This is a genomic window from Pseudomonas sp. SP16.1, assembly GCF_052682975.1.
The window spans coordinates 1,704,977-1,721,365 of the sequence record NZ_JBQYFZ010000001.1; the positions used below are offsets into that span (position 1 = coordinate 1,704,977).

The following is a 16,389-nucleotide window of genomic DNA, read 5'->3' on the forward strand; positions in this document are numbered from 1 at the left end:
TTGCAGCTGTCAGGGGGTTGACGGGTTGGGTATGATACGGGCTTTGTTCCAGCCGGCCTACCCTCGCGCCGCGCCAGCATGATCTTAAGGACCCCATGAGCAAGCCCACCGTCGAAAAAGCCGCCAACTTCCTGCGCCCCATCGTCCAGGCCGATCTGGACAGCGGCAAGCACGCCAAGATCGTCACCCGCTTCCCGCCGGAGCCCAACGGCTACCTGCATATCGGCCACGCCAAGAGCATCTGCCTGAACTTCGGCCTGGCCCAGGAGTTCGGCGGCGAGTGCAACCTGCGCTTCGACGACACCAACCCGGCCAAGGAAGACCAGGAATACATCGATGCGATCAAGGCCGACGTCGAGTGGCTGGGCTTTTCGTGGGCCGGTAGCGAGCGCTACGCCTCCGACTACTTCGACCAGCTGCATGCCTGGGCCATCGAGCTGATCAAGGCCGGCAAGGCCTTCGTCTGCGACCTCAACGCCGACGAGATGCGCGCCTACCGCGGCAGCCTGACCGAACCGGGCAAGAACAGCCCGTTCCGCGACCGCAGCGTTGAGGAAAACCTTGACCTGTTCGCCCGCATGAAGGCCGGCGAGTTCGCCGACGGCGCCCGCTCGCTGCGCGCCAAGATCGACATGGCCTCGCCGAACATCAACCTGCGCGACCCGATCCTCTACCGCATCCGCCACGCCCATCACCACCAGACCGGCGACAAGTGGTGCATCTACCCCAGCTACGACTTCACCCACGGTCAGTCGGACGCCATCGAGGGCATCACCCACTCCATCTGCACCCTGGAGTTCGAGGATCACCGTCCTCTGTACGAGTGGTTCCTCGCCAACCTGTCGGTACCGGCCCAGCCGCGCCAGTACGAATTCGCCCGCCTCAACCTGAACTACACCATCACCAGCAAGCGCAAGCTCAAGCAGCTGGTCGATGAAGGCCATGTGCAGGGCTGGGACGATCCGCGCATGTCCACCCTGTCCGGCTACCGCCGCCGCGGCTACACCCCGGCCTCGATCCGCGCCTTCTGCGACATGATCGGCGTCAACCGCGCCGGCGGCGTGGTCGATATTGGCATGCTGGAGTTCGCCATCCGCGAGGACCTGGACGCCAACGCCGCGCGTGCCATGTGCGTGCTCAAGCCGCTCAAGGTGGTGATCACCAACTACCCAGAGGGCAAGGTCGAGAACCTCGAGCTGCCGCGTCACCCCAAGCAGGACATGGGCGTGCGTGTGCTGCCGTTCAGCCGCGAGCTCTACATCGACGCCAGCGACTTCGAGGAAACCCCGCCGGACGGCTTCAAGCGCCTGATCCCGGGCGGCGAAGTGCGCCTGCGCGGCAGCTACGTGATCCGCGCCGATGAGGCGATCAAGGATGCCGCCGGCAATATCGTCGAGCTGCGCTGCAGCTACGACGAGAACACCTTGGGCAAGAATCCGGAAGGGCGCAAGGTCAAGGGCGTGATCCACTGGGTGCCGGCCGCCGAAAGCGTCGAGTGCGAAGTGCGCCTGTACGACCGGCTGTTCCGCTCGGCCAACCCGGATAAGGCCGAGGAGGGCCAGACCTTCCTCGACAACATCAACCCGGATTCGTTGGTGGTGCTCACCGGCTGCCGCGCCGAGCCGTCGCTGGCCCAGGCCGCGCCGGAAGAGCGTTTCCAGTTCGAGCGCGAAGGCTACTTCGTCGCCGACCTGAAAGACTCCAAGCCGGGTGCGCCGGTGTTCAACCGCACCGTTACCCTGCGCGATTCCTGGGGGCAGTAAATGGCGCTGAGCATTTACAACACCCTGAGCAAGACCAAGGACGTCTTCCAGCCGCTGGAAGGCAAAAGCGTGCGCATGTACGTGTGCGGCATGACCGTGTACGACTTCTGCCATATTGGCCACGCCCGCGTGATGGTGGCCTTCGACGTGGTCACCCGCTGGCTGCGCCAGCGCGGCTATGACGTGACCTACGTGCGCAACATCACCGACATCGACGACAAGATCATCAAGCGCGCGCAGGAGAACGGCGAGCCGTTCGAGGCGCTGGTCGAGCGCATGATCAAAGCCATGCACGAGGACGAGGCGCGCCTGTCCGTGCTGCGCCCGGATCTCGAGCCGCGCGCCACCGGCCATATCGCGGGCATGCACCAGATGATCCAGACCCTGATCGACAAGGGCTACGCCTACGCCCCGGGCAATGGCGACGTGTACTACCGCGTCACCAAGTTCGAGACCTACGGCAAGCTGTCGCGGCGCAAGATCGACGAGCTGAAGATCGGCGCGCGTATCGAAGTCGACGAGATCAAGGAAGACCCGCTGGACTTCGTCCTGTGGAAGGGCGCCAAGCCGGGTGAGCCGAGCTGGGATTCGCCCTGGGGCAAGGGACGTCCGGGCTGGCACATCGAGTGCTCGGTGATGTCCACCTGCTGCCTGGGCGAGACCTTCGACATCCACGGCGGCGGCCCGGACCTGGTGTTCCCGCACCACGAGAACGAGATCGCGCAGAGCGAGGCGGCCACCGGCAAGCTCTACGCAAAGGCCTGGATGCACGCCGGCGCGGTGCGCGTGGACGGCGAGAAGATGTCCAAGAGCCTGGGCAACTTCTTCACCATCCGCGAGGTGCTGGAGAAGTACCACCCGGAAGTGGTGCGCTACCTGCTGGTCTCGAGCCACTACCGCAGCCCGATCAACTACTCCGAAGACAGCCTCAAGGAAGCCAAGGGCGCCCTGGAGCGCTTCTACAACGGCCTCAAGGGGCTGCCGGAAGTGGCACCTGTCGGCGGCGAAGCCTTCGCCGAGCGCTTCGGTGCAGCGATGGACGACGACTTCAACTCGCCGGAAGCCTGCGCCGTGCTGTTCGAGATGATCCGCGAGGTCAACCGCCTGCGTGAATCGGACGTGCAGGCCGCGGCTGGCCTGGCTGCCCAGCTCAAGCAGCTGGCCGGCGTGCTCGGCGTGCTGCAGCTGGAGCCGGAGGCCTTCCTCCAGGCCGGCGCCGCGGGCAAGGTCGACGCTGCCGAAGTCGAGGCACTGATCGCCGCGCGCCTGCAGGCCCGCGCCGAGAAGAACTGGGCGGAATCCGATCGTATCCGCGACCAGCTCACCGCCATGGGCGTGGTGCTGGAGGACGGCAAGGGCGGCACCACCTGGCGTCTGGCCGAGTAAGCCTTGCGCTCGACGACAAAGGCCGCTGAAAGCGGCCTTTGTCGTTTCTATGGGGTACTTCCGGGCTGCCGGCGCACCCTACATTTCCGTAGTCGCTTACGGTTCGATGGCGTCAAGCAGTTGCAGCGCCAGGCGCACACGCTCGGCATTGCGATAGTTGCGGTTGGCGAGTATCACCAAGCCGGTCTCGCGCGCCGGCAACAACAGGATGTAGGCGCCGAAGCCATTGGTCGAGCCGGTCTTGTTCAGCAGCAGGTCGCCCTCGGCTGGTTCGGGCGCGGCGAAACGCTCGACGGGGTGCGGTTGCAGCGCCATCTCGGCGGAATTGCCGGCCTGCAGCTTGTCCAGGCTAATGGGGTAGGCGTAGCGCTCCCAGCCCAGCGCCTGGGTCATGTCGCCGACCCGGTAATGGCCGCGGTGGGTGGCGCTGATGGCCTGGCGCAGCGGTGCGGCCAGCTTGTCCGGGTGCAGGTTGGCTTCGACAAAGCGCAGCATGTCGGCGGTGCTCGACTTCATCCCGTAGGCCTCGGCATCCAGCGCGCCGGGGCTGACCCGCACGGCCTTGTCATCACGGTAGCCCCAGGCATAACGCTCCATCTGCTCGGCGGGTACCTGCACGTAGCTTTCCCGCATGCCCAGCTGCGGCAGCAGATCCCGTTCCAGCAGTTGCCGGAACGGCTTGGCCAGGCTGGCTGCTGCCAGGTGGCCGAACAGGCCGATGCTGGGATTGGAATACAGCCGCTGCGTGCCAGGTGGATAGACCGCCTGCCAGTTGCGGTAGTAATCGAGCATCTGCGTTTCGTCCCCGACCGCGTCCGGGAACTGCAGCGGCAGCCCGCCAGGGGTGTAGGTGGCCAGGTCCAGCAGGCTGATGTGATCGAAGGCGCTGCCCTGGAGCGCGGGCAGGTACTGGCTGGCGTTGTCGCTGAGGTTCAGCGTGCCGCGGGCTTCGGCGTAGGCGCCGAGGGTGGCGGTGAACAGCTTGCTGATCGAGCCCAGCTCGAACAGGGTGTGGCGATCAACGGCCTGGCCGGTCTCGCGGGAGGCGACGCCGTACTCGAAGAAATGCTGCCGGCCCCGGTGGCTGATGGCGATGGCCATGCCGGGGATGGCGTAGGTCTGCATCAGCGGTTCTACCGCGGTATCCACTGCCTGATGCAGTTCGGCGAGGGCTGATTGGCTGCCCAGGCACAGGCCGAGCGCGAGGAGCAGGGGGCGGAGAGATGAGCGCATGGTCGTTCCTTGTCAATTCATCGGCGGCAGCCGGCGCGGCACCGAGGTCTTCTTGACGATGGCGGTGTTGGTCTCGGCATGGGCGTTGAGGCGGTCCAGCAGCTCGTCGAGCTGTTCCATGGAGCGTACGTGCAGGCGGGCGACGAAGCAGTCCTCGCCGGTGATCTTGTCGCACTCGGTGAACTCGGGGATGGACTGGATCAGCCGCTCCACCTCGTGCAGCCTGCCGGGCAGCGGGCGCACCCTGACGATGGCCTGCAGCTGGTAACCGAAGTGGCGCGGGTCCACGTCCACCCGGTAGCCCCTGATCACGCCGCGTTCCTCCAGACGGCGCAAGCGCTCGGCCACGCTGGGCGAGGACAGGCCGCTGATCTGCGCCAGAGCCTTGAGCGAGCGGCGCGAGTCCTCCATCAGGGCATTGAGCAGAAGCTGGTCGATTTCATCGGTCATGGCGTGCTCGTTAGGTAATTTCTTTTAAATGCCTTCGTAATAAAGGTGATGCGGTTTTTTAGCCTTAGATTAGCTCTTCAGCGGCCCGGGTGGGTAGTCGAATAATAAACGCACCCCAACTCGGAGACTCCGACCATGGACACGACCCTCAAGCGCGGCTCACTGGAAATGATCGCGGCGATGCTGATCTCCGGCACCATCGGCTGGTTCGTGCTGGTGTCCGGCCAGTCCGTGGTCGACGTGGTGTTCTGGCGTTGCGTGATCGGCGGCGCGATGTTGCTGCTGGTGTGCGCCGCGCTCGGCCTGCTGCGCCGTGAGCTGCTGGGGCGCCGCGTATTGCTGCTAGCGCTGGTCAGCGGCGTGGCCATAGTCGGCAACTGGTTGCTGCTGTTCGCCTCTTACTCCAAGGCGTCCATCGCCATCAGCACCGCGGTGTACAACGTGCAGCCGTTCATGCTGGTGGGCCTGGCCGCGCTGTTTCTCGGCGAGCGCATCACCCTGGTCAAGCTGGCTTGGCTGGGCCTGGCCTTCCTCGGCATGCTGGCCATCGTCGGCGCCCATGGCGACACGGGCGCGACGAGCGAGAACTACCTGCTGGGCATCGCCCTGGCCCTGGGCGCGGCGCTGCTCTATGCGCTGGCCGCGCTGATCGTCAAGCGCCTCTCCGGCACGCCGCCGCACCTGATCGCATTGGTCCAGCTGCTCACCGGCATTCTCATGCTGGCTCCGCTGGCCAGCCACCAGCTGCCTGTGCAGCCAGAGGCCTGGGCCAGCCTGGCGGCCCTGGGCATCGTCCACACCGGGGTGATGTACCTGCTGCTGTATAGCGCCATCCAGAAGCTGCCGACGGCGCTGACCGGCGCGCTGTCATTCGTCTACCCGATCGCGGCGATCTTCGTCGACTGGCTGGCCTTCGGTCATCGCCTCAGCCCGCTGCAGTGGCTGGGCGTGGCGGCCATCCTGCTGGCGGCTGCCGGCATGCAGCAGGGCTGGAGCCTGCGGCGGCGGCAACTGGCGAGCGCTTGACGGCTCGCCGCCGGGCCGGGCATTGCCGACGCCGCAGGGACGGTTGTCCATGGCTGCCGGGCCGGGTGAGGCCGGCGCGGCGACTGGGTCCATTGGCCAGCGCGACGCGGCGAAGTCGAGGAAGGCGTGCTGCGCCGCCGGCGTGTGGCGGCGACCAAGGCAGGAAAGGTGCCGGCCGGTCGGCACCATGCGCAGGTCCGCGCGCGTCGTCAACCACACCGAGCCGGCGAAGCCGGTCGCGGTCATGCTGGGCTGGCCGATGCCGGATAGCCGCCATGGCGCCTGACGCTGGGCAGTGATGCGCTGGTGCGTATCGAGCACAAGCGCGCCCAGGTCGAGGCTGAGCTGCAGGCCTGGCGTTCGCCGACGCTATCCCTCGATTCCCCGTCTGAACCGCCTGGGCAGCCGCGTGTGCGCTGCCTGGTTCTAGCGGCTGCGTCCTTGGCGCACTTGTACGATCATCCGGTTATTGGCTAGGGTGCAGTCTTTAACGCAGCAGTCGCCTCATGGAAGTCGGGTCGTTATGACGCGTGCGCAAGTCTCTTTGAAAACGGATGTCGATAGCGACTCGCTGGAGCGCCGCCTGCAGGCGCGGCGCTTGGTGCAGATCGTCCATGTGCAGTGCGTCGTGCTGCTGTGCATCGGCCTGGAACGGGTGGTGGCCGGGCTCTGGCTGGACGTTGGCCTGATCGCGCTGGCGCTGTTGGTCGTGCTCGTCGGGCGAATGCTGATCGGACGCGGACAGGTGATTATCGCCATGGCGGTAATCCTGTTCAGCTTCACGGCGCTGGTCTCGGTGTCGCTGTGGTTCAGCCAGGGACTCTACAGCGGGGCGGTGCTGTGTTTTCCGGGCATCCTGATCGTGGCCGGCATGGTAGCGCCGCTGCGTCTGTTCGTCGGCCTGCTGCTGAGTATCCTGGCGGTGGTGGCCTTCCTCACATACGCCGCGCTCAGCGGGCTGCAGAGCTTCACGCCGGTGCCCCTGGGGATCGGCCGCATGGTCAACGTCAGCGCGGTCCTGGTGCTTTGCGCCGTGGCGGTGTGGCTGCTGGCCAACGACCTGCGCCGCACCCAGCTGCGTCTGCAGCAGGAGATCCTGCGGGTAAAGGCTTCGGAGGCCAGCTTCACCCACCTGGCCCGGCACGATGCCCTGACCAACCTGCCCAACCGCCTGCTGGTGCGCGATCGCATGGAGCAGGCCATCGGCCATGCACGCCGCGACGGTCGCCAGGTGGCGCTGCTGTTTCTCGATCTGGACAACTTCAAGAACATCAACGATTCCCTCGGCCATGCCGCTGGCGACGAGCTGTTGCAGGAGGTGGCGCGGCGCCTGTGCGGGATACTGCGCGACGTCGACACGGTCAGCCGCCAGGGTGGCGACGAGTTCCTCATGGTGCTCTCCGACGTGGACAACCTGGCCGCCGTGTCGTCGTTGGCCGCCCGGGTGCAACGACGCCTGGCCCAGCCGTTTACCCTCAAGGGCATGCAGATCGTCACCTCGATCTCCATCGGCATCTCGCTGTTTCCCGGTGACGGCGAGGACTTCGACACCCTGCTCAAGCATGCCGACATGGCCATGTACCAGGCCAAATCGGCGGGGCGCAACGCCTACTGCTTCTTCGACGAGCGCATGAACGCCGACAACCAGGAGCGCCTGGCACTCGAGTTGGACCTGCGTCAGGCCTTGGGCCACGACGAATTCGTGCTGCATTACCAACCGATCGTCGATCTGCGCGGCGGGTGCCTGCTGGGAGTCGAGGCGCTGCTGCGCTGGCAGCATCCCCAGCGCGGGATGCTCGGTCCGGATCTTTTCATCCCGGTGGCCGAGCAGTCCGGGTTGATGGTCGAGATCGGCGAGTGGGTGCTGCATGAGGCTTGTCGCCAGGCCGTGCTCTGGCAGGCGGCGGGCCTGCCGCGCTTTACCGTGTCGCTCAATCTGTCGGCGGTGCAGTTCCGCCGTGGCGACCTGGTGAAGGGGGTGGAGGGCGCACTGGCCCGATTCGGCCTGAGCTCGTCCTGCCTGGATCTGGAGCTGACCGAGTCGATCCTGCTGCAGGACCCCGCGCAGCTGGCGCGGCTCAAGGCGCTGGGGGTGAAGCTGTCGATCGACGACTTCGGCACCGGCTATTCCAGCCTGGCCTACCTGCAGCGTTTCCAGGTGGACAAGCTGAAGATCGACCAGTCGTTCGTCCACGGCCTGACGAGCGACCCGCAGAACCAGGCGATAGTCACCGCCATCGTGCAGATGGCGCGCAGCCTGGGGCTGCAGACCACGGCCGAGGGCATCGAGGACGAGGCGACCCGGGATCTGCTGGCCGAGCTGGGCTGTGATCAGGGCCAGGGCTTCCTGTTCGCCCGGCCCATGTCGGCGGAGGAGCTGGCCGCTTTCGCCCTGGAGCAGCGAATCCCGGTCTAGATCTTCAGGCCCTGCTCGCGCAGGCGCTTGTACAGGGTGTTGCGGCTCAGTCCCAGGCTGCGCGCCAGGTGGGAGACATTGCCGCCGCAGGCCTGGTACTGACTGGCCAGGTCGCCGGCCTCGGTCGATGGTTCGCAGGCGGGCGGGGCGTCGGCCTCGCTCGCCAGATCGACGAAGAAGTCGTCCGGCAGGTGTTCGCGGCGAACCGGTTGTTCCTCGGCCATGGCCAGGGCGACGCGCAGCACGCTGCTGAGTTGGCGCAGGTTGCCTGGCCAGGGGTGGCGCTCGAACAGCTCCAGCACCTCGCGGCTGAGGCCGGCCCATTGCCGCGGCTCGCGGTGCTGTTCCCACAGTCGCTGGAACAGCGCGGCCTTGTCGCTGCGCTCGCGCAACGGCGGCAGCTGCAGGTTGAGGCCGCTGATGCGGTAATACAGATCGGCGCGGAACCGGCCGCTGTCGACCTCCTGGCGCAGCGGGCGATTGGTGGCCGAGACCAGGCGGATATCCACCGGATGCAGCTCGCTGCTGCCCAGCGGCTGCACGCAACGCTCCTGTAGCACGCGTAGCAGGCGGGCCTGTACCCGCAGCGGCATGTCGCCGATCTCGTCGAGAAACAACGTGCCCTTGTGCGCCTTGCGGATCAGGCCGACGCTGCCCTTCTGGTTGGCGCCGGTAAAGGCGCCTTTTTCGTAACCGAACAGTTCCGACTCCACCAGCTCGGCGGGAATCGCCGCGCAGTTGACGGCGATAAACGCCTGATCCGCGCGGGAACTGGCGCGGTGCAGCGCCTTGACGAACACCTCCTTGCCGACCCCGGTCTCGCCCTGCACCAGGATCGGGATGTCCTTTTCCAGCAGGCGTTCGGCCTGGCGCACGGCCTTGTCCATCCGCGTATCGCCCAGGCTCAGCGCATGCAGTTCGGGTTCACCGCTCGGCGGCTGCGGGGGCTGCGGGCGGAAATCGCGCGCGTGGACCGGTGCGGGCCGGACGGGGCGGCGAATCCGCGCATGGAAGCGAAAGCGGCCGCCGGCGCGCAGGCTGAAGGGCAGGGCGTCCGGCTGATCGAGCAGCTGGCGCAACGGCACGTCGAACAGCTGCTCGATGCCGCCGCGCGCCAGGGTCAGGCCGAGCAGGCTGTCGGCGCGGCGGTTGGCCGAGACCACCAGGCCCTGCTCGTCGAAGATCACCAGCCCGGCCCAGGGGCTGTCGAGGTTGTCCAGGCTGGTGTTGAAGCTGAGCTGGTAGTGCCGGTCGGCGAACAGCTTGAGGATCAGTCGGTTCTCCACCGACTGGCTCATCATCTTGACCATGCCCAGGGTGTGCGCCGGCGGCAGGTAGCTGTCGCTGGAGACGTCGAGCACGGCGATCATGCGCCGCTGCTCGTCGAAGATCGGCGAGGCCGAGCCGGTCATGAAACGGTTGGCCCTGAGGAAGTGCTCGTCGTGCTGGATATGCACGGCCTGGCCGCAGCTCAGCGCGGTGCCGATGGCGTTGGTGCCGGTGTAGCGCTCCAGCCAGCTGGCGCCGGCGACGAAGCCGGCGGCCTGGCGTGGCTCGATGAAGCGTTGGTCGCCCCAGGACTGCAGCAGCCGGCCCTGCTCGTCGGCCAGCATGATCAGGCAGTTGGAGTTGGCCAGGATGGTGCCGTAGTAGGGCAGCACCTCCTGGTGGGTGGTCTGCACCAGCGCCTGGCGGCTTTCCAGTAGGGCGGACAGCTCGCCGGGAGCGGGCCCGTCGAAGCAGGGGGCGCTGTGGTGGGTCAGGCCGTAGTCGCGGCAGCGCGACCAGGATTGCTGGATGATGGTTTCGTGCGCCAGGGCGCCAGCAGCTTCGACCATAAAACGAGTTCCGTCCGTTCTTGTGTGCTCGCGGTCTGCGCCGCGATGGAACCGCGACCTGCGTCGCGATCCGTCCAGTCTTGTGCATGGGCGTTCAAAGTCAACGACCAAATTGTTCAGTTGTTCACATCCAACTGTTCAAAAGCGTTCAGTCAGGTTTTCTCCGGTTTGCTTGCATTGCCCGATAAATTTCGATTTTTCAGCTGGTTATGTCTGGATTTGGCGAGTTGGCACGCTTGTCGCTCTAGCTGTTCGCAATCGAATGGCAGCACAAGAAAAAGGACAGGCCATGTCGCTCAAGCTCGAACACGTCACCCGCATCGTCGATGGCCAGGTGCATATCGACGATGCCTGCCTGAGTTTCGAACCCGGTTCGTTCAACGTTCTGCTCGGCCGCACGCTGGCCGGCAAGACCAGTCTGATGCGCCTGATGGCCGGGCTGGATCGGCCCAGCAGCGGGCGCGTGTTGATGAACGGCGCGGATGTCACCGGCGTGCCGGTGCGCCGGCGCAACGTCTCGATGGTCTATCAGCAGTTCATCAACTACCCGACCCTGACGGTATTCGAGAACATCGCCTCGCCGCTGCGCCAGGCCGGTGTGGCCGAGGCGCAGATCGTCGAGAAGGTCGAGGCCACCGCGCGTATGCTGCGCATCGAGAACCTGCTGGGGCGACATCCGCTGGAGCTGTCCGGTGGTCAGCAGCAGCGCACCGCCATGGCCCGAGCGCTGGTCAAGGACGCCTCCTTGATCCTGTTCGACGAGCCGCTGGTCAACCTCGACTACAAGCTGCGCGAGGAGCTGCGCCAGGAGATGCGCGAGCTGTTCCAGGCGCGCCACACCATCGCCATCTACGCCACCACCGAGCCCAACGAGGCGCTGGCCTTGGGCGGCACCACCACCATCCTGCACGAGGGCAGGGTGGTGCAGAGCGGCAGGACCGCCGAGGTCTACCACCGGCCGCAGCAGGTGCTGGCCGCCGAGCTGTTCTCCGAACCTGCGATCAATCTGATGCCGGGGCGCATCAGCGCCGCCGAGGTGAGCTTCGCCGACAGCGTGCACTTTCCGCTCAATCCCGATTTGCGCGGAATCGCCGAGGGCGAATACCGCTTCGGCGTGCGCCCCAGTCATATCGGCCTGGTGCCGTCCAACGACGACGACCTGGAACTGGCGGTGACCGTCGAGCTGGCCGAGATCAGCGGCTCGGAAACCTTCCTCCACGTGCGCAACGAGCAGTTCGTGCTGGTGCTGCATCTGCCGGGGGTGCACGAGTACGACGTGGACACGCCGATCCTCATCTATATCCCCACCCACAAGCTGTTCGTCTTCGCCGCCGACGGGAAATTGGTACAGGCGCCCAGTCGCCGTCAGGGGAGGGCCGCCTGATGGCCGAGATCCGTCTGCACAACCTCGCCCATAGCTACAGCCGCGCGCCCGGTGGCCCGGAAGACTATGCGATCCGCGAGATGAACCACGTCTGGCAGCAGGGTGGCGCCTATGCGCTGCTGGGGCCATCGGGCTGCGGCAAGTCGACCCTGCTCAACATCATCTCCGGCCTGCTCAGCCCGTCGCAGGGCGAGGTGCAGTTCGACGGCAAGGCGGTCAACACGCTGTCGCCGCAGCAGCGCAACATCGCCCAGGTTTTTCAGTTTCCGGTGGTCTACGACACCATGACGGTGTTCGACAACCTGGCGTTCCCGCTGCGCAACCAGGGCCTGGACGAGGCCCGGGTGATGAGCAAGGTGCACGAGATCGCCGAGGTGCTGGAGCTGCACCCGCTGCTGCAGAAAAAGGCGCGCAACCTCACCGCCGACGAGAAGCAGAAGGTCTCCATGGGCCGCGGCCTGGTGCGCGACGACGTCTCGGCGATCCTCTTCGACGAGCCGCTGACGGTGATCGACCCGCACCTGAAGTGGAAGCTGCGGCGCAAGCTCAAGCAGATCCACGAGCAGTTCAACATCACCATGGTCTACGTCACCCACGATCAGCTGGAGGCCTCCACCTTCGCCGACAAGATCGCGGTGATGTACGGCGGGCAGATCGTCCAGTTCGGCACGCCGCGCGAGCTGTTCGAGCGCCCCGGCCACACCTTCGTCGGCTACTTCATCGGCAGTCCCGGGATGAACCTGATCGAGGTACAGCGCTGCGACGGCGGCGTGCGTTTCGCGAATACCCTGCTGCCGCTGGCCGAGCCCCTCAATCGGCGCCTGGCCGAACTGGAGGGCAAGCGCCTGCAGGTGGGCATCCGCCCCGAGTTCGTCCACGTCTGGGACGGCCCCTACGAGGACGCGCTGTGCGGCCGGGTGCTGCACGTCGAGGACCTCGGCACCTACAAGATCCTCACCCTGGACCTCGACGGCCAGGCGCTCAAGGTGCGCCTGCAGGAAGACCAGCCGGTACCGCAGGAGCGGGTCTACCTCAGCTTTCCGGCGCAGTGGCTGATGCTCTACGCCGACGACTACCTGGTGGAGGTGGCGCCATGAGGGTGCAGAACAACAAGGCCTGGTGGCTGGTGCTGCCGGTGTTTTTGCTGGTGGCCTTCAGCGCCATCGTGCCGATGATGACGGTGGTCAACTATTCGGTGCAGGACATCTTCGATTCCTCCACCCGCTACTTCGTCGGCGTCGACTGGTACAGGCAGGTGCTGCAGGACCCGCGCCTGCACGACTCGCTGCTGCGCCAGTTCATCTTCTCCGCCTGCGTGCTGCTGATCGAGATTCCCTTAGGGATAGCCATCGCCCTGTGCATGCCTGTGCGCGGGCGCTGGGCCTCGGCCTGCCTGATCCTGATGGCCATTCCGCTGCTGATTCCATGGAACGTGGTCGGCACCATCTGGCAGATCTTCGGCCGCGCCGACATCGGCCTGATGGGTTGGGCGCTGCACCAGTTGGGCATCGCCTACAACTACGCCTCCAACACCACGGATGCCTGGATCACGGTGCTGATCATGGATGTCTGGCACTGGACCTCGCTGGTGGCGCTGCTGTGTTATTCCGGGCTGCGCGCCATTCCCGACGTCTATTACCAGGCGGCGCGCATCGATCGGGCGTCGAGCTGGGCGGTGTTCCGCCATATCCAGCTGCCGAAGCTCAAAAGCGTGCTGCTGATCGCGGTGATGCTGCGCTTCATGGACAGCTTCATGATCTACACCGAGCCGTTCGTGCTGACCGGCGGCGGGCCGGGCAACGCCACCACCTTCCTCAGCCAGACCCTGACCAAGATGGCGGTCGGCCAGTTCGACCTGGGTCCGGCGGCGGCGTTCTCGCTGGTGTACTTCCTGATCATCCTGCTGGTGTCCTGGCTGTTCTACACCGCCATGACCCACGACGACAAAACCCGCTGAGGCCGACCATGACGCTGCGCAAACGCCTGGTACTGCTGCTGTATTTCCTGTTCCTGCTGGTGCCGATCTACTGGCTACTGAACATGTCGTTCAAGAGCAACACCGAGATTCTCGGCGGCCTGAGCCTGTGGCCGCGGGGCTTCACCCTGGACAACTACCGGGTGATCTTCACCGACCCGAGCTGGTACGAGGGTTACCTCAACTCGCTCTACTACGTCAGCCTCAATACCCTGATCTCGCTGAGCGTGGCGCTACCGGCGGCCTACGCCTTCTCGCGCTACCGCTTCCTCGGCGACAAGCACCTGTTCTTCTGGCTGCTGACCAACCGCATGGCGCCGCCGGCGGTGTTCCTGCTGCCGTTCTTCCAGCTGTATTCGTCCATCGGCTTGTTCGACACCCATATCGCCGTGGCACTGGCGCACTGCCTGTTCAACGTGCCGCTGGCGGTATGGATTCTCGAGGGCTTCATGTCCGGCGTGCCCAAGGAGATCGACGAGACCGCCTATATCGACGGCTACAGCTTCCCGAAATTCTTCGTGAAGATCTTCATTCCGCTGATTGGCTCCGGCATCGGCGTCACCGCCTTCTTCTGCTTCATGTTCTCCTGGGTCGAGCTGCTGCTGGCGCGCACCCTGACCTCGGTGGACGCCAAGCCCATCGCCGCGGTGATGACCCGTACCGTGTCGGCCTCGGGCATCGACTGGGGCGTGCTGGCCGCCGCCGGCGTGCTGACCATCCTGCCCGGGATGCTGGTGATCTGGTTCGTACGCAACCACGTGGCCAAGGGCTTCGCCCTCGGCCGGGTATAGAGGAGAGCCTTATGAGCTGGATGGCCTGGACCCTGCCTACCGCGCTGTTCTTCGGCTTCATCGCCGTCGTCCTGACGGGGATGACGATCTGCGAGCTGCGCTGGCCCTGCGTCGAGCGCAAGGGGTTTCTGCCGATCGCCACCACCCGTGGCGACCGGTTGTTCATCGGCCTGCTCGGCAGCGCCTACCTGCATCTGCTGGTGGTGGGCGTGACCGACTGGGCCGTCTGGATAGCGACGGTGCTATCGCTGTTGTGGCTGTGCGCGGTCATGCGCTGGGGCTGAGCCGGGTTGCCGCCGGCAGGTCCCTTCCCAAACCCTGAGATGGAGGTCTCTATGTTCGACAATAACAACAACACCCGACATAGCATGGCGTTGGCCGCCTTGCTGGCATTGTCCGGTCTGAGCGGCGCGGCCTGGGCGGATGCCTATGAAGAGGCCGCGAAGAAATGGATCGCCGATGAGTTCAATCCCTCGACCCTGACTCCGGAGCAGCAGCTGGAGGAGCTGAAGTGGTTCATCAAGGCCGCCGAGCCGTTTCGCGGCATGAACATCAGTGTCGCCTCGGAGACCATCACCACCCACGAGTACGAGTCCAAGGTGCTGGCCCGCGCCTTCAGTGAAATCACCGGGATCAAGCTCAAGCACGACCTGATGCAGGAAGGCGACGTGGTCGAGAAGCTGCAGACCCAGATGCAGTCGGACAAGAACATCTACGACGGCTACATCAACGACTCCGACCTGATCGGCACCCATTCGCGCTATGGCAAGGCGGTGGCGATCAGCGACATGATCGAGGGCGAGGCCAAGGACTTCACCTCGCCGACCCTGGATCTGCAGGATTTCATCGGCATTTCCTTCACCACCGGGCCGGACGGCAAGCTCTATCAACTGCCGGATCAGCAGTTCGCCAACCTCTACTGGTTCCGCGCCGACTGGTTCGAGCGCCCGGAACTCAAGGCCAGGTTCAAGGAGATCTACGGCTACGAGCTGGGTGTACCGGTCAACTGGTCGGCCTACGAGGACATCGCCCAGTTCTTCACCGAGCACGTCAAGGAAATCGACGGCAAACGCGTCTACGGCCATATGGACTACGGCAAGAAGGATCCATCGCTGGGCTGGCGCTTCACCGATGCCTGGTTCTCCATGGCCGGCGGCGGCGACAAGGGCCTGCCCAACGGCCTGCCGGTGGACGAGTGGGGCATTCGCGTCGACGGCTGCCGGCCGGTGGGCTCCAGCGTCGCCCGTGGCGGCGACACCAACGGCCCGGCGGCGGTCTACGCCACCACCAAGTACGTCGACTGGATGCGTCAGTACGCGCCGCCGGAGGCACAGGGCATGACCTTCTCCGAGGCCGGCCCGGTGCCGGCGCAGGGCGCCATCGCCCAGCAGATCTTCTGGTACACCGCCTTCACCGCGGACATGACCAAGGCCGGGCTGCCGGTGGTCAACGAGGACGGCACGCCGAAGTGGCGCATGGCGCCGTCGCCCAAGGGCCCGTACTGGGAGGAGGGCATGAAGCTCGGCTATCAGGACGCCGGCTCCTGGACCTTCCTCAAGTCCACCCCGGAGAAGCAGCGCCTGGCCGCCTGGCTCTATGCCCAGTTCGTCACCTCCAAGACCGTCTCGCTGAAGAAGACCCTGGTCGGTCTGACGCCGATTCGCGAATCGGATATCAACTCCCAGGCCATGACCGAGGCGGCGCCGAAACTGGGCGGGCTGGTGGAGTTCTATCGCAGCCCGGCGCGTGTGCAGTGGACGCCGACCGGCACCAACGTGCCGGACTACCCGCGTCTGGCGCAGCTGTGGTGGCAGTTCATCGCCGAGGCCGCCAGCGGCGATAAGAACCCGCAGGAGGCGCTGGACGGCCTGGCGGCCGCGCAGGACACCATGCTCGGACGTCTGGAGCGCTCCGGTGTGCTCGGCGAATGCGGACCGAAGCTGAACGAGCCGCGTGATCCGCAGTACTGGCTGGATCAGCCCGGTGCGCCGAAGCCCAAGCTGGCCAACGAGAAGCCCAAGGGCGAGACCATCGCCTACGACGAGCTGCTCAAGTCCTGGGAGCAGGCGCGCAACTGATCGCTACGGCAGAAACGACAACGGCACCCTCGGGTGCCGTTGTTCGTTG

At 65.7% G+C, this 16,389-nt stretch carries 13 protein-coding genes; 10 read left to right on the forward strand and 3 right to left on the reverse strand.

The window, feature by feature from the left end:
- Window positions 1–95 precede the first annotated feature (95 nt).
- Together ACUTAF_RS08325 and cysS are read left to right on the forward strand one after the other, a co-directional pair.
- Complete coding sequence (locus ACUTAF_RS08325; RefSeq protein WP_445579537.1) at window positions 96–1,763, forward strand: glutamine--tRNA ligase/YqeY domain fusion protein; 1,668 nt, start codon at window positions 96–98, stop codon at window positions 1,761–1,763.
- A complete protein-coding gene (gene cysS / locus ACUTAF_RS08330; protein ID WP_445579538.1) occupies window positions 1,764–3,149 on the forward strand; it encodes a cysteine--tRNA ligase in 1,386 nt (461 codons plus the stop codon).
- Between the two features lie 96 nt (window positions 3,150–3,245).
- On the opposite strand, the gene ampC is transcribed toward cysS, so the two are convergent.
- Window positions 3,246–4,382 (reverse strand): class C beta-lactamase, encoded by a 1,137-nt coding sequence (gene ampC, locus ACUTAF_RS08335; RefSeq protein ID WP_445579539.1) that lies wholly within the window; start codon window positions 4,380–4,382, stop codon window positions 3,246–3,248.
- 12 nt (window positions 4,383–4,394) lie between these two features.
- Window positions 4,395–4,832 (reverse strand): Lrp/AsnC family transcriptional regulator, encoded by a 438-nt coding sequence (locus ACUTAF_RS08340; RefSeq protein ID WP_445579540.1) that lies wholly within the window; start codon window positions 4,830–4,832, stop codon window positions 4,395–4,397.
- A 135-nt stretch (window positions 4,833–4,967) separates the two neighbouring features.
- On the opposite strand from ACUTAF_RS08340, the gene ACUTAF_RS08345 reads away from it, so the two are divergent.
- Window positions 4,968–5,858, forward strand: coding sequence for a DMT family transporter (locus tag ACUTAF_RS08345; RefSeq protein ID WP_445579541.1), 891 nt, complete (start codon window positions 4,968–4,970; stop codon window positions 5,856–5,858).
- A gap of 523 nt (window positions 5,859–6,381) precedes the next feature.
- Window positions 6,382–8,274 carry a putative bifunctional diguanylate cyclase/phosphodiesterase gene (locus tag ACUTAF_RS08350; protein WP_445579542.1) on the forward strand — a complete coding sequence of 631 codons (1,893 nt, stop codon included), beginning with the start codon at window positions 6,382–6,384 and terminating at the stop codon, window positions 8,272–8,274.
- Here ACUTAF_RS08350 and ACUTAF_RS08355 read toward each other — a convergent pair.
- Entirely contained in the window at window positions 8,271–10,112 is a 1,842-nt protein-coding gene (locus ACUTAF_RS08355) for a sigma-54-dependent Fis family transcriptional regulator (RefSeq protein WP_445579543.1), read from the reverse strand. The genes ACUTAF_RS08350 and ACUTAF_RS08355 overlap by 4 nt on opposite strands.
- Before the next feature lie 289 nt (window positions 10,113–10,401).
- On the opposite strand from ACUTAF_RS08355, the gene ACUTAF_RS08360 reads away from it, so the two are divergent.
- Genes ACUTAF_RS08360 through ACUTAF_RS08385 form a run of 6 tightly spaced genes read left to right on the forward strand, consistent with a single transcriptional unit; the run spans window position 10,402 to window position 16,340 of the window.
- Window positions 10,402–11,496: an ABC transporter ATP-binding protein gene (locus ACUTAF_RS08360; RefSeq protein ID WP_445579544.1), complete on the forward strand. Its 1,095-nt coding sequence runs from the start codon at window positions 10,402–10,404 to the stop codon at window positions 11,494–11,496.
- The gene (locus tag ACUTAF_RS08365; RefSeq protein ID WP_445579545.1) at window positions 11,496–12,593 is read left to right on the forward strand and encodes an ABC transporter ATP-binding protein; all 1,098 of its coding nucleotides are present in this window, start codon (window positions 11,496–11,498) and stop codon (window positions 12,591–12,593) included. The genes ACUTAF_RS08360 and ACUTAF_RS08365 overlap by 1 nt, the downstream gene beginning before the upstream one ends.
- Entirely contained in the window at window positions 12,590–13,453 is an 864-nt protein-coding gene (locus ACUTAF_RS08370; RefSeq protein ID WP_445579546.1) for a carbohydrate ABC transporter permease, read from the forward strand. The genes ACUTAF_RS08365 and ACUTAF_RS08370 overlap by 4 nt, the downstream gene beginning before the upstream one ends.
- A gap of 8 nt (window positions 13,454–13,461) precedes the next feature.
- The gene (locus tag ACUTAF_RS08375) at window positions 13,462–14,262 is read left to right on the forward strand and encodes a carbohydrate ABC transporter permease (RefSeq protein ID WP_445579547.1); all 801 of its coding nucleotides are present in this window, start codon (window positions 13,462–13,464) and stop codon (window positions 14,260–14,262) included.
- An 11-nt stretch (window positions 14,263–14,273) separates the two neighbouring features.
- On the forward strand, window positions 14,274–14,546 hold the full coding sequence (locus ACUTAF_RS08380) for a DUF2160 domain-containing protein (RefSeq protein WP_445579548.1): 273 nt from the start codon (window positions 14,274–14,276) through the stop codon (window positions 14,544–14,546).
- A gap of 51 nt (window positions 14,547–14,597) precedes the next feature.
- Window positions 14,598–16,340 carry an ABC transporter substrate-binding protein gene (locus ACUTAF_RS08385; RefSeq protein ID WP_445579549.1) on the forward strand — a complete coding sequence of 581 codons (1,743 nt, stop codon included), beginning with the start codon at window positions 14,598–14,600 and terminating at the stop codon, window positions 16,338–16,340.
- Window positions 16,341–16,389: the final 49 nt, after the last annotated feature.